The sequence below is a fragment of the Microbacterium sp. SORGH_AS_1204 genome (genome assembly GCF_030818935.1).
Lineage (GTDB): Bacteria > Actinomycetota > Actinomycetes > Actinomycetales > Microbacteriaceae > Microbacterium.
The window spans coordinates 374,209-386,200 of the sequence record NZ_JAUTBD010000001.1; the positions used below are offsets into that span (position 1 = coordinate 374,209).

Annotated in this window: 11 protein-coding genes; 6 read left to right on the top strand and 5 right to left on the bottom strand. The window is 71.8% G+C overall.

Features of this window, described 5'->3' with window-relative positions; translation table 11 throughout:
* Positions 1 to 129: 129 nt before the first annotated feature.
* From QE410_RS01680 to QE410_RS01690, 3 genes are all read right to left on the bottom strand, one after another.
* The gene (locus tag QE410_RS01680) at positions 130 to 759 is read right to left on the bottom strand and encodes a DUF1345 domain-containing protein (RefSeq protein ID WP_307327086.1); all 630 of its coding nucleotides are present in this window, start codon (positions 757 to 759) and stop codon (positions 130 to 132) included.
* A gap of 49 nt (positions 760 to 808) precedes the next feature.
* The gene (locus tag QE410_RS01685; protein WP_307327088.1) at positions 809 to 1,282 is read right to left on the bottom strand and encodes a response regulator transcription factor; all 474 of its coding nucleotides are present in this window, start codon (positions 1,280 to 1,282) and stop codon (positions 809 to 811) included.
* Between the two features lie 144 nt (positions 1,283 to 1,426).
* The gene (locus QE410_RS01690) at positions 1,427 to 1,819 is read right to left on the bottom strand and encodes a hypothetical protein (protein ID WP_307327090.1); all 393 of its coding nucleotides are present in this window, start codon (positions 1,817 to 1,819) and stop codon (positions 1,427 to 1,429) included.
* Between the two features lie 217 nt (positions 1,820 to 2,036).
* Between QE410_RS01690 and QE410_RS01695 the strand changes: the two genes are divergently transcribed.
* From QE410_RS01695 to QE410_RS01710, 4 genes are read left to right on the top strand one after another with little or no spacing between them, the layout of a single operon-like run.
* Positions 2,037 to 2,459 (top strand): alcohol dehydrogenase catalytic domain-containing protein, encoded by a 423-nt coding sequence (locus QE410_RS01695; protein WP_307327092.1) that lies wholly within the window; start codon positions 2,037 to 2,039, stop codon positions 2,457 to 2,459.
* A complete protein-coding gene (locus QE410_RS01700) occupies positions 2,435 to 2,629 on the top strand; it encodes a hypothetical protein (protein ID WP_307327094.1) in 195 nt (64 codons plus the stop codon). The genes QE410_RS01695 and QE410_RS01700 overlap by 25 nt, the downstream gene beginning before the upstream one ends.
* 2 nt (positions 2,630 to 2,631) lie before the next feature.
* The gene (locus QE410_RS01705) at positions 2,632 to 3,096 is read left to right on the top strand and encodes a hypothetical protein (protein ID WP_307327096.1); all 465 of its coding nucleotides are present in this window, start codon (positions 2,632 to 2,634) and stop codon (positions 3,094 to 3,096) included.
* 20 nt (positions 3,097 to 3,116) lie between these two features.
* Positions 3,117 to 4,262, top strand: a complete 1,146-nt coding sequence (locus QE410_RS01710) for a zinc-dependent alcohol dehydrogenase (protein WP_307327098.1) — start codon at positions 3,117 to 3,119, stop codon at positions 4,260 to 4,262.
* A gap of 76 nt (positions 4,263 to 4,338) precedes the next feature.
* On the opposite strand, the gene QE410_RS01715 is transcribed toward QE410_RS01710, so the two are convergent.
* A complete protein-coding gene (locus QE410_RS01715) occupies positions 4,339 to 5,463 on the bottom strand; it encodes a S1 family peptidase (RefSeq protein WP_307327100.1) in 1,125 nt (374 codons plus the stop codon).
* A 223-nt stretch (positions 5,464 to 5,686) separates the two neighbouring features.
* Between QE410_RS01715 and QE410_RS01720 the strand changes: the two genes are divergently transcribed.
* On the top strand, positions 5,687 to 9,394 hold the full coding sequence (locus tag QE410_RS01720; protein ID WP_307327103.1) for a proline dehydrogenase family protein: 3,708 nt from the start codon (positions 5,687 to 5,689) through the stop codon (positions 9,392 to 9,394).
* A gap of 305 nt (positions 9,395 to 9,699) precedes the next feature.
* Positions 9,700 to 11,211 carry an alpha-N-arabinofuranosidase gene (locus QE410_RS01725; protein WP_307327105.1) on the top strand — a complete coding sequence of 504 codons (1,512 nt, stop codon included), beginning with the start codon at positions 9,700 to 9,702 and terminating at the stop codon, positions 11,209 to 11,211.
* Between the two features lie 174 nt (positions 11,212 to 11,385).
* Here the strand turns inward: QE410_RS01725 and QE410_RS01730 are convergent, their stop codons facing one another.
* Positions 11,386 to 11,967, bottom strand: a complete 582-nt coding sequence (locus tag QE410_RS01730; RefSeq protein ID WP_307327107.1) for an acireductone dioxygenase — start codon at positions 11,965 to 11,967, stop codon at positions 11,386 to 11,388.
* Positions 11,968 to 11,992 lie beyond the last annotated feature (25 nt).

The window sequence follows — 11,992 nt, forward strand, 5'->3', positions numbered from 1 at the left end:
GTGTTTCGGGACGACGACGACCGGATAGCAGTCGTGTTTCGCGCGCGGACAGGCGCGCCGGGCGCACGGTGCGGAGCGCGTCGTCCAGCACCCGCGGTCCTCCGGCCGGCGTCGTCGGACGACGCGCCCTCACCCTCCCTGGGTGAGGCCGGTGATCAGGTTGATGGCGACCGCGACCACGAAAGTGCCGAAGAAGTACGACAGGAGTGCGTGACCCAGCGCGATGCGGCGCGACGCGGTGGACGACTGGGTGACGTTGCTCGCGCTGTACGCCATTCCGATCAGGAACGCCGTGTAGGCGAAGTCGCTGTAGGCCGGGTCTTCGTCCTGGTCGAAGTCGAACCGGTGCCGGTCGTCGAGGTAGTACATCCGGGCGTACTTGAAGGCGTACACGGTGTTGACGAGGGCCCACGCTGCCACGACACCGACGACGGCGAGGATCGCGGCGAGCGATCCGATCAGGTCTTGCTGCTGGCTGCGGATGAGGGCGAAGACGACGAGCACGACGCTGAACAGGGTCGCCGCGATGATCAGCGTGTCGACCAGTCGGCGCGAGCGTTCCTCGTGACGGGCGAGGGTCCGCGTGCGCTCACTGTCGGCGGGCCAGGCTCGCGGCCAGGCCCATGTCAGGAAGATCCCGGCGGCGATCACCCAGCCCAGCAGCGGCGACAGATCCGGGATGCCGAGCAGCGCGGCGACCACCGCTGCTCCGGCGCCCACGATGGCGCCGATACCGGCTTTGATGGCGAGGTGCGACATGACGTTTCCTTTCCCCGGTGATGGTGACGTCTCCCGGTCGCCGCAGCGCTCAGCCGGTGCCGGTGCGCGGGACCGGCACGTACAGGCCGGCCCGCTCGGCGCGGACGGCCGCGAGCGCACGCGAGGTGGCATCCAGCTTGAACAGGATGTGCTCGATGTGAGCGGCGACCGTGCGCGGAGACACCGTGAGCGCGCGGGCGATCTCGAGGTTGGAGCACCCCTCGATGACGTGTCCGAGAACCTCGAGCTCCCGCGGCGCCAACCCGTGCAGGTCCGGTGCGAGCGAGAACACGACCACTCCGCACGCCACGGCCTCCAGGTCGCTCTCGCAGACCAGGACGGTGACGCGGACGTACTCGTCCGGGGCCCGTGGTGTGCCCCGGGGCCAGAGGAACGAGGCGTAATCCCGCCCTTCGTGGAGCGCGTCGCGGGCCGTTTCGACGAGGTCGGAGTCGGCGGCGAGGAGCGGGTCGTCGGACAGGCCCGGGAGACGAGCGACGCCGTGGTCGGGAAGGAGCACCACTCCCGCGGTGGCGCCCGCCGATGAAGACCGCGGATGCGGCGAGTGAGCGGAGCGGGTCGATGCCGGACGCGACCTGGGGGATCAGACGCGCCAAGCGGCGTCGGAGCGCCGTGTCGGGAGGGTCCGCTCGTCGGAACAGCACCGTCATGAAGCCGACGTGCCGACCGCCGGACGCGAACAGCGCCGACGACAGCGCCTCGTTGAACCCCGCGGGGGGAGGCATTCGGCCCAAGTACGGAGGTCGCGCGAGGAGGAGGGCAGGTCGGAGAGGCTGGTGGGCGATCGATGCCGATCGGCGCCGGTCAGAGCGATGTCGTGCGCCATCTGCGGGCCGCTCAGGTAGCGCACGCTCGAGCCGTCGAGGTCGGTGCTCGCCAACGAGGTGTAGCCCGCGCCGTCGGGTTCGGCCAGCGCCATCCAGGCGCCGTCGAACGGGATCCGGCGCTGCAGTTCATCGAGCATCGCCTGTGCGCGCTCGTGAACGGGGCGGGGGCTCGCCGCGATCTCGGCGAGTTCCGCTGAGCCGCTTCCTGCCACTGTTCGACCGGTCCTCTCACCTCGGTCGTCGGAGCATCCGCCCCGACCGTCATGGCCTACCACGGGGGTCCGTGGTTTGACCACGGCCTGGCACCGATTCCCAGATGGGCAGTTCTGCCGATGGTGCCGCGTCGCTGCGAGGAGTGGCATGGAGTCATCGCGGGGTCCCACGTGGCCGGCGAATCCGAGGACAGCTCACGCACGGAAGGAAACGGACATGAAAGCAGTCGTGTACGAGGGGCCGCGGCAGGTCACGGTGAAAGACGTTCCGGATGCGCGCATTGAGCGCCCCACCGACGTCCTGGTGCGCGTCACCACGACCAACATCTGCGGCTCGGACCTCCACATGTACGAGGGACGTACCAGCTTCGAGACCGGGCGATGGTTCGGTCACGAGAACATGGGGGAGGTGATCGAGGTCGGCTCCGGTGTCGACAAGGTCAGGGTGGGGGAGCACGTCGTCCTGCCCTTCAACGTGGCGTGCGGGCACTGCAAGAACTGCGAGCGGGGACTCACCAACTACTGCCTCACGGCGCAGCCCGTTCCGGAGTTCGCCGGCGCAGCCTACGGGTTCGCTGACATGGGACCGGCCTGCACTGGTTCAAGGGCCAGACCATGGGCACGGGGCAGGCGCCGGTGAAGAAGTACAACCGGCAGCTGCGCGACCTCGTCGCCGCGGGAAAGGCGACGCCGTCGTTCATCGTCAGCCACGAGTTGTCGCTCGACGAGGCGCCCGACGCCTACGAGCACTTCGACAACCGCGACGACGGGTGGACGAAGATCGTGCTCAAGCCCGGAAAGGCGGCCTGATCATGGCGGGCAAAGCGGCCGCGGCCGTCGGCATCGGGGTCGCCTCCGTGGCGGCAGGGCTCGTCGCGCGGACCCTCGTGAAGAAGGAACGCGAATCGGACGGCGACGGGGAGCACCCCGAGGGGTGGAAGGCGGTCACCATCCTGGGCGACGCCGATGACTTCTCGCGCGATGGCTACCCGGAGCCGCTCGGTCGGATCGCCCCTTCGCTCGAGATCCGTATCGAGCCGGCGCCCGGCGACAAGGGCTTCGAGGTTCACGCCCGGGTGCGGGAGGGGAGCGACCTCGCCGGCGAGAAGGACGCCCCGCGGGAGTTGAGACAGGCGCTGCGCGACGCCAAGCAGGTCTTCGAGACGGGTGAGATCCTCCGCGCCACGCCGCGGCCGCACGGGGAACGCCCACCCACTCTCCTCGGTGGGGTCGTCGACAAGGCGCAGGACGAAGCGAAGGGCGAGGGTGTGCTGTGAAGGCGCTGTGTTGGACCGGAGTGAACGAGCTCTCGGTCGAGAACGTCGAGGATCCCGGCATCCTGAATGCCCAGGATGCCATCGTGAAGGTGACGCTCAGCACGACCTGCGGATCGGATCTGCACCTGCTCGGCGGGTACGTCCCCACGATGCGCGCCGGAGACGTGCTCGGGCACGAGTTCATCGGCGAGATCGTCGAGGTCGGATCGGAGGTCGCGAAACACAAGGTCGGCGACCGGGTCGTGGTCTGCTCGTTCATCAGCTGCGGGAAGTGCTGGTACTGCCGCAACGAGCTCTTCTCCCTCTGCGACAACGGCAACCCCAACGCGGGAATCCCCGAGATGCTGTGGGGGCAGGCGCCGGGTGGATGCTACGGCTACTCCCACGCCCTGGGCGGCTGGGCGGGCAGCCACGCGGAGTACATCCGGGTGCCGTACGCCGACCAGGGGGCCTTCCCCGTCCCCGGGGGGCTGAGCGACGAGCGCGCGCTGTTGGCTTCGGATGCCGCCCCGACGGGGTGGATGGGAGCGGACCTCGGTGGTGTGAAGCCCGGCGACACCGTGGCGGTGTGGGGAGCCGGCGGCGTGGGGCAGATGGCGGCGCGCGCGTCGCTGCTGCTCGGTGCGGAGCGCGTCATCGTTATCGACCGATTCTCGGAGCGCCTGGCCCAGGTCGAACGGATCATCGGTGCGGAGACGATGAACTACGAAACGAGCGAGGTCACCGCCGAGCTGCGGGAGCTGACCGGTGGGCGCGGGCCCGACGTCTGCATCGAAGCGGTGGGCATGGAGGCGCACCACGACGGTCCCGATTTCGCCTACGACCAGCTGAAGCAGCAACTGAGACTGCAGACCGACCGGCCGACGGCCGTGCGCGAGGCGATCTTCGCGGCGCGCAAGGGCGGGAGCCTGTTCGTGCTCGGTGTCTTCGGCGGGTTCGTCGACAAGTTCCCGTTGGGAGCGGTGATGAACAAGGGCCTCACCCTGAGATCGGCTCAGCAGCACGGTCACCGGTACATCCCCATGCTGCTCGAGCGGATGGCGCGGGACGAGCTCGTCACCGAGCATCTCGCCACCCACGTCATGTCGCTCGATGAGGGACCGGAAGGGTACGCGATGTTCAAGAAGAAGACCGACGGGTGCGTTCGAGCCGTGTTCCGGCCGTGACACCCGTTCTCACCGCGGAGAAGCCCCGACCGCCATGAGGCGGCCGGGGCTTCGGGTGCCCGGGGGGAGGGCGGGATCAGCTGGTGAGGAGGCGCAGGCCGTAGGTCTGCAGGATCTCGTTCACGGGCTGGAAGTAGGTCGTGCCGCCGGTGGTGCAGTCGCCGGAGCCGCCGGAGGTCACGCCCTGCGCCTGGTTACCGGCGAGCAGCGAGCCGCCCGAGTCGCCGGGCTCGGCGCAGACGTTGGTGCGGATCAGGCCCGACACCGACCCCTGCGGGTAACGCACGGTGGAGTTGTAGCCCTGGATCTGGCCGCAGTGCCAGCCGGTCGTGGAGCCGGAGCGGCACACGGTCGCGCCGACGGCGGCCTGCGTGGAGCCCTTCACGGCGACGGCACCGCCGGAGTAGTCCATGACCTGGCCGACCGGGGTGTGAGTGGGGGTCGAGACCCAGGCGTAGTCGTTCGTGGGGAACGACGATCCCTGGAAGGTGCCGTACGTGGTGCTGTCGCCGCGGACGCCGCAGTGGCCGGCGGTGACGAAGCCGCCCTGAACGGCGAAGCCGACCGAGCAGCGGCTGGAGTTGTTGATGATGTACGACATGCCGCCGCGGATCGTGGCGAAGGTGTCGGGAGCTTCGACGCCGGTCTGCAGGCGCACCGCGTCGGCCGGCGTGCCGAGCGAGGCCACGAAGTCGGTCGCCGACTGCTCGCCGCCGGCGACGACATCGACGACGACGTCGTTGGCCTCGACGTCGATCCACCACGAGGGGATCGTGTCGGGCACGGGGCTCGCGGCGATCTGGGCGGCGATGGCCTCGAGGTCGGCGAGGGAGTGCTCGGCGACGACCGGTACGGCCCCGGCGTCGGCGGCCGCGTCCAGAGCGGCGTCGGTGGTGGCGGCGGCGTAGACGGTCCGGGTGGACTCGTCGAGCCAGGTGCCGGCGAAGGCGTCGCCGGTGGCGCCTTCGACGTCGTCGGCCGTGTCGGCCGCGTCGGCCTGGAAACGCAGCACGTCCTGTGCGCCCGACACGTCGGTGCCGAGGTCGGCCGCCATCGCCGCGAGCAGCTGCGCGTCGACGCCGTCGACGGCCGCGTCGGGGGACGACGTGGGTGTCTGCGCCAGCGCGGGGGCGGTGGCGGCGGTGGTCAGAAACAGGCCGAGGGCGGCAGCGCCGACGACCGTCTTCGAGAAACGGTTCACTGTGGAGTGACCTTCCATCCAGGGGGGATAAATGGTGGGGTACCCGGGGACATACAAACACGATCGAGACGAAAAGCGAAGAAGTTCCGGCAAATTGATGGTCGCGGTGCAAAAATTGTCGGCCATTCGGGGGACACCGTGAGGCCGAGGGCCGCGCAACCGATCCTGCGGTTGCGCGGCGGGCCGCCGAGGTCGCGCGCGGGCGGTGCTTAGGCTGACGGGCATGAGCCCGAACGACCCTCGCGCCACCGGTCCTGCGCTCTCCTCCGACCTGGCCTCGCGGGCCGCTGCGGCGGCGCGGACGTTCTCGCCGCGCACCGATGAGACCGCGACCCCGCGCCGCGGCATCCTGCCGACGGATCCGGATGCCGCCGCCTTCATCGCCCGCGTGTGCGACGGCGTCGTGCGGCCCGAGAGTCAGACGGCGGCGGCCGCGGCCCTGCACCGTCTCTCGGCCGAGATCCCGTCGGCGCTCCCCTGGTTCGTGCGGGGAGCACTGCAGATCGGCGGGGCCGTCGCCCCGGTGCTGCCCGCTCCCGCGGTTCCGCTCGCCCGCCGCGCGCTGCGCGATCTGCTCGGGCTCCTGGTCCTCGACGCCCGTCCCGAGCGTCTCGCGGTCGATCTCGCCGCCGCCGCCGAGACCGGAACGGTCTTCGACGTGCGCCTCGTCGGCCCCGCCGTGCTCGGTGAGACGGCCGCGCGACGCCGGGTCGACGGCATCCGCTCGCTCGTCTCGCGAGACGACGTCGAGCGCGTGTCGTTCGCCCTCTCCGACGTCGTCGCGTCACGCAGCCGGTGGGCGTTCGCCGCCGACGTGGAGCATGCCGCCGAGCGCGTGCTGCCGGTGCTCCTGGCCGCTGAGGCCGCGGGAACGCATGTGACTCTGATCGCCCCCGGTCGTGACGATCTGGATGCCACGGTGGCGGTGCTGACGCGGGTGCTCGAGGAGCCGCGGCTCGCCGCTGCGAAAGCGGGCATCGCACTGCCCGTCGCGGTGCCCGAGACCCTCGATGCCGTGCGCGAGCTCGCCGCGTGGGCCGCGGTACGGGTCGCGCAGGGCGGCGCGCACGTCACCCTGCGGCTCGGCGACGAGGTGATCGACTCCGCCGAGGTGGTCGCCGCGGCACGGCACGGATGGACCCCGCCGGTGGTCGAGACCCGCGACGAGGTCGACGCCGCGCTCGTGCGGACCGTGCGCGAAGCCCTCGCCCCGCGCGGCCAGGAGGGGCTCGTCGTCGAACTCGCCACGGCCGATCCGGAGCGGGCCGCCCTCGCGCTCGCCCTCGCCGAGGAGGCGGATGCCGCCGTGCGTCTGGTGCTGCCGCGCCAGACCCCCTGGGTGCCCGATGCCGCGCACGTGACCACCACCGCCGCCGCGCACCCCGACGACCTGGACGCCGTTGCCGGTCGCCTCGCGACCGCGTACGCCACCGCGGTGGCCGCCGCCCCCGCCCTGTCGTCCGAGGCGCCCGAGGGAACCGTCGACCCGGGTGACGCCGAGGCCGACGGCACCGCGCCCCCCGAGACGTCGGCCGTCACGGCGCGGGCGCGGCGGGCACTCGCCACCGCCGACGAGCCCGCCCCCGCTGTCCGTGCTCCGCAGCGCGGCGGCGACGACGAGCCGGCGATCCTGCGCGAGCGCGCGGCCGACGACGCGGCCGACCCCGGTCTCACGCAGGCGGTGCTCGGCATCGCGCGCGAGGCAGCGGCATCCGGTGACACCTCCTCTCTCGGACCCGACGTGCAGCAGATGCTGTTCGGCGGCCAGGCGTTCGTCGACACCGCGGTGTTCTCGACCCGCGAGAGCACCGAGCCGGCGGGCGGCGCCCCCGGGTTCCGCAATGCCGCCGACACCGACCCCACGGTCGCCGACGACCGCGCGTGGGCCGCCGAGGTGCTCGAGCGCGTGGCCGACTCGACCGCGGGCGAGGCCACCGCCGCGGCCGGACGCATCGACGACGAAACGGGCCTCGACGCCGCCGTGCAGGGCGTGCGCACGGCCGCCGAGCCGTGGGCGGCGCTTCCCGCGGCCGATCGCGCCGCCGTGCTGCAGAGCGCGGCCCGCACGCTCGCCGCGCGGCGGGCGGAGCTGGTGGAGGTGCTCGCCGACGAAGGCGGGGCACTGTTCGCCGAGGCCGACGCGGAGGTCAGCCAGGCGGTGGATGCCGCCGCCTACTACGCCGCGACGGCGAAGGAGCTCGACCGGGTGCCGGGGGCGGTGTTCGTTCCCGACCGGGTAAGCATCGTCGCCCCGCGCTGGAACGCCTCGGTGGGCCTGTGCGCCGCCGAGACGCTCGCGGCGCTCGCCGCGGGATCGGGCGTGCTGCTGACGCCGTCGCCGCGCGCCCGGCGCGCGGGAGCCGTCGTCGCCGAGGCGTTGTGGGCCGCGGGAGTGCCCCGCGACCTGCTCGTCTACGTCGACCTCGACGAGGAGGCCTCGGGCCGTGCGCTCATCGTGCACCCGGGTGTCGACCGCGTGCTGCTCGCCGGCGCCCGCGCGACGGCGGAACGCTTCGCCGGGTGGCGTCCGTCGCTGCCGATGCAGGCGCTCACCGCGGGGCGCAATGCCGCGATCGTGGCACCCTCGGCCGATGTCGACGCCGCCGTCGCCGACATCGTCGCCGGCGCTTTCGCGCGGGCGGGGCAGGCCGCGACCGCGGTGTCGCTCGTCATCCTGGTGGGGGCGGTCGCTCGGTCGACGCCGTTCCTCGACCAGCTCGCCGATGCCGTCTCGTCGCTGCGGGTCGGGCCCGCCGACGACCCGCTCAGCGACATCGGTCCGCTCGTGCAAGAACCGGCGGGCGAGGTGCGCCGCGCCCTCACCGTGCTGGGCGAGGGGGAGCGCTGGCTCGTGGAGCCGCGCGAACTCGACCTCGGCGCCGACACGGCGGGGCGTTTCTGGTCGCCGGGTGTGCGCACGGGCGTCACCGCCGGCTCGCACCTGACCCGGTCCGCCGTGGCGGCGCCCGTGCTCGGCATCCTGCACGCCCCCACCGTCACCCGGGCGATCGAACTGCAGAACGCCATCGGCTCGGGCTTCGTCGCGGGCCTGCACACGCGCGACGTCGACGACCTCGAGCTGTGGCTCGACACCGCCGAGGCCGCGGTGCTGCGCGTCAACCGTCCCTCGATCGGCGGCGTCGTGCAGCGCGAGCCGCTAGGCGGATGGGGCGAGGCATCGGTCGGTGCCGGCGCGATGTCGGGCGGGCCGCACCGGCTCGTGACCCTGGGCTCGTGGCGGGCGTCGTCGGGCGGGGCGTCGTCGTCGACGCTGCACCTGCGCGGGCTCGACAGCCGCATCACCGCCCTCATCGAAGCCGCGCAGCCCACGCTGTCGTACGAGGCGTTCGAGTGGCTCCGCCGCGGCGCCCTGTCGGACGCGGTGTCGTGGGACCGCGAGTTCGGCCGCGTCACCGATGTCTCGAGACTCGGCGTCGAGCGCAACCTCCGGCGGTACCGACCGGCGGACGTCGCGATCCGTGCGACGGGCGATGCGGCCTGGCACGCGGTGCTGCGCGTGCTCGTCGCGGCGGTACGCTCGGGTTCGACCTTCACCCTCAGCACGCCCGTGGGCCTTCCCGGGCCGGTGCGTCATCTGCTCGGCGAGTCCGACATCGCGGTGTCGGTCGAGAGCGACGAGGAGTGGCTGCAGCGGCTGGCAGGCGGTGTCCCGGATGCCACCGAGGGCGACGCCCCGGTCATCTCGGCGCGACCGAGCCGCATCCGACTGGTCGGCCCGGCCGCGACGGTCGCGACGCAGCGCCGGGCGGTCGCCGAGACCGTCGGGGCCGACGTGTCGCTGACGGTCTACGCCGACGAGGTCACCACCGCCGGCCGTCTGGAGCTGCTGCCGTTCCTGCGCGAGCAGGCCGTGTCGATCGCCGCGCATCGGTACGGCCTTCCCGACCCCTGGTCGACCGCCGTCATCTGAGGCCCGCGCCGCCGCTGCTGCGCGCGCCGGCGCCGTTGTGCGCTGCCGCGTTGCCGCTGCCCGCCGCCGCTGTTGTGCGTCGCGCGCCGCTGCTGTGCGCCGCCGCCGCTGCGCGCTGCCGCCGCCCGCCGGCGCGGCGCGCCGCTGTGCCGTGCCGCCCGCCGCCGCGCGCCGCTGTGCCGCGCCCTCCGTGTCATCGCGCGTGCTCCCCGGCGTACGGCGCCGACGCCGACTCTGCGTGCAGTTTCGAAAACGTTCAGCGCAACGCCCCGCCGAGGGTACGGTCGAGGCGAAAAGGAGCACCGATGACCGCTGCCCGACTCACCGTCGACCCCCGATTCGCCATCGGACCCGTGCGCCGACGCCTGTTCGGCGGTTTCGTCGAGCACCTCGGCCGTCACGTGTACGACGGCATCTACGAACCCGGCCACCCCGCCGCCGACGAGCAGGGCTTCCGTGTCGATGTGCTCGAGCTCGTGCGCGAGCTGGGAGTGTCGATGATCCGCTATCCCGGCGGTAACTTCGTCTCGGGCTTCCGCTGGGAAGACAGTGTCGGTCCCCGCGAGAAACGTCCGCGGCGGCTCGATCTCGCCTGGCACTCGACCGAGACCAACGAGGTGGGCCTGCACGAGTTCGCCGACTGGCTCGACAAGGCCGGCAGCGATCTCATGCTCGCCGTCAACCTCGGCACGCGCGGCACGCTCGAAGCGATCGACCTGCTCGAGTACGCCAACGTGCCGGGCGGCTCGACGCTGTCGCAGCAGCGGGTCGACAACGGCCGGGAGGCGCCGTTCGACGTGCGCGTGTGGTGCCTCGGCAACGAGATGGACGGACCGTGGCAGCTCGGTCACCGCTCGGCCGACGACTACGGCAAGCTCGCATCCCGGACGGCGAAGGGCATGCGGCAGGTCGACCCCTCGATCGAGCTCGTCGTGTGCGGATCCTCCGGCGCGCAGATGCCCACGTTCGGCGAGTGGGAGCGCGTGGTGCTCGAGCACACGTACGACGACGTCGACATGATCTCGTGCCACGCGTACTACCAGGAGCACGACGGCGACATCGACTCGTTCCTCGCCTCCGCGGTCGACATGAACCGCTTCATCGAGGCGGTGGTCGCCACGGCCGACCACGTCGGAGCTGCCCGCGGCAGCAAGAAGCGCATCGACATCTCGTTCGACGAGTGGAACGTCTGGTACATCGACCGGGTGGCATCCGTGAAGCCCACCGCCATCGATGACTGGCCGGTCGCCCCACGTCTGCTCGAAGACGTCTACTCGGTTCTGGATGCCGTCGTCTTCGGCAGCCTGCTGATCTCGCTGCTCGCCCACGCCGACCGGGTGGCATCCGCGTCACTCGCCCAGCTGGTCAACGTGATCGCGCCGATCATGACCGAGCCCGGCGGGCCGGCCTGGCGGCAGACGACGTTCTTCCCCTTCGCGATCACCTCGCGTCTCGCCCGGGGCGAGGCCGTGCGCCTGAAGGTCGAGGCGCCCACGATCGAGACGGCCGCGCACGGCACGGTGCCGGCGGTGGATGCCGTGGCCACCCACGATGCAGACACCGGAGCCGCGGCGATCTTCCTCGTGCACCGCGGACGGGAGCAGCCCGTCGAGGTGGCGATCGACGTGAGTGGTCTCGGCGACGTCGAGGTCGTCGAGACGCACTTGCTGCACGACGACGACTCCTCCGCGAGGAACACGCTCGACGACCCCGATCGCGTGCGTCCCGGAACCGTGCCGACGCGGCTCGCCGACGGCATCCTGCACGTGACTCTGCCGCCCATCGCGTGGGCCGCCGTGGCTCTACGTCGTCGCTGAGGGATGCCGCGCGTGAACTCCGCGATTCGCGCGAGGTCCGTTCTTTCGAAGAGATGTCGGCTGAAGTTGTGCACATCACGGAGGATGTGCGCGCGGCGCCGCGGCCCCGTGACACGCGAAACGCCCGCCCCCGCGGCATCCGGGACGCCGACGGAGACGGGCGTCTCAGATGCGTCAGACCAGCTGCGCGCGACGCTCGGCGAGCTGATCGAACGTCGCGAACGACTCGGCGATCGGGCTGCCGGTGAAGTGGCCCACCCAGCCGTCGTCGTCGTGGAAGAAGCGCACGCTGACGTAGTGGGGGGACGTGCCCATGTCGAACCAGTGCGTGGTGTTCGCCGGCACCGAGATGAGGTCGCCCGCCTCGCAGTACACCGCGTGCACCTTCTCGTTGGCGTGCAGGTAGAACACGCCGGCGCCGCGGGCGAAGTAGCGGTCCTCGTCGTCATCGTGCGCGTGCTCCGAGAGGAACTTCTCGCGGAACGGCGTCTTCAGCTCGTCGTAATCGCTCTGCGCGGGGTCGAGGGCGACGACGTCGACGAGGGTGTAGCCCTCGCGCTCCTTCACGGCGCCGATCTCGTCGGCGTAGAGGGCGAGCACCTCGTCCTGCGAGGCGCCGGTGGGAACGTCCTTGACCTCCCAGCGCGAGAAGCGGGCGCCGAGCTCGGCGAGGGCCTCACGGATCTCGCTCTCTTCGGTGGTCTCGAGCACGGGCGTGCTCGGGTCGGTTTCTTTCCAGACGGTCAGCAGGGTCATGGCCGCTCCTTTCGTGGGGTGTTCT

Coding starts and splice junctions, on each gene's coding strand:
- QE410_RS01680 (WP_307327086.1), bottom strand. CDS start 759: ATGTCGCACCTCGCCATCAAAGCCGGTATCGGCGCCATCGTGGGCGCC.
- QE410_RS01695 (WP_307327092.1), top strand. CDS start 2,037: ATGAAAGCAGTCGTGTACGAGGGGCCGCGGCAGGTCACGGTGAAAGAC.
- QE410_RS01700 (WP_307327094.1), top strand. CDS start 2,435: ATGGGCACGGGGCAGGCGCCGGTGAAGAAGTACAACCGGCAGCTGCGC.
- QE410_RS01705 (WP_307327096.1), top strand. CDS start 2,632: ATGGCGGGCAAAGCGGCCGCGGCCGTCGGCATCGGGGTCGCCTCCGTG.
- QE410_RS01720 (WP_307327103.1), top strand. CDS start 5,687: ATGAGCCCGAACGACCCTCGCGCCACCGGTCCTGCGCTCTCCTCCGAC.
- QE410_RS01725 (WP_307327105.1), top strand. CDS start 9,700: ATGACCGCTGCCCGACTCACCGTCGACCCCCGATTCGCCATCGGACCC.
- QE410_RS01730 (WP_307327107.1), bottom strand. CDS start 11,967: ATGACCCTGCTGACCGTCTGGAAAGAAACCGACCCGAGCACGCCCGTG.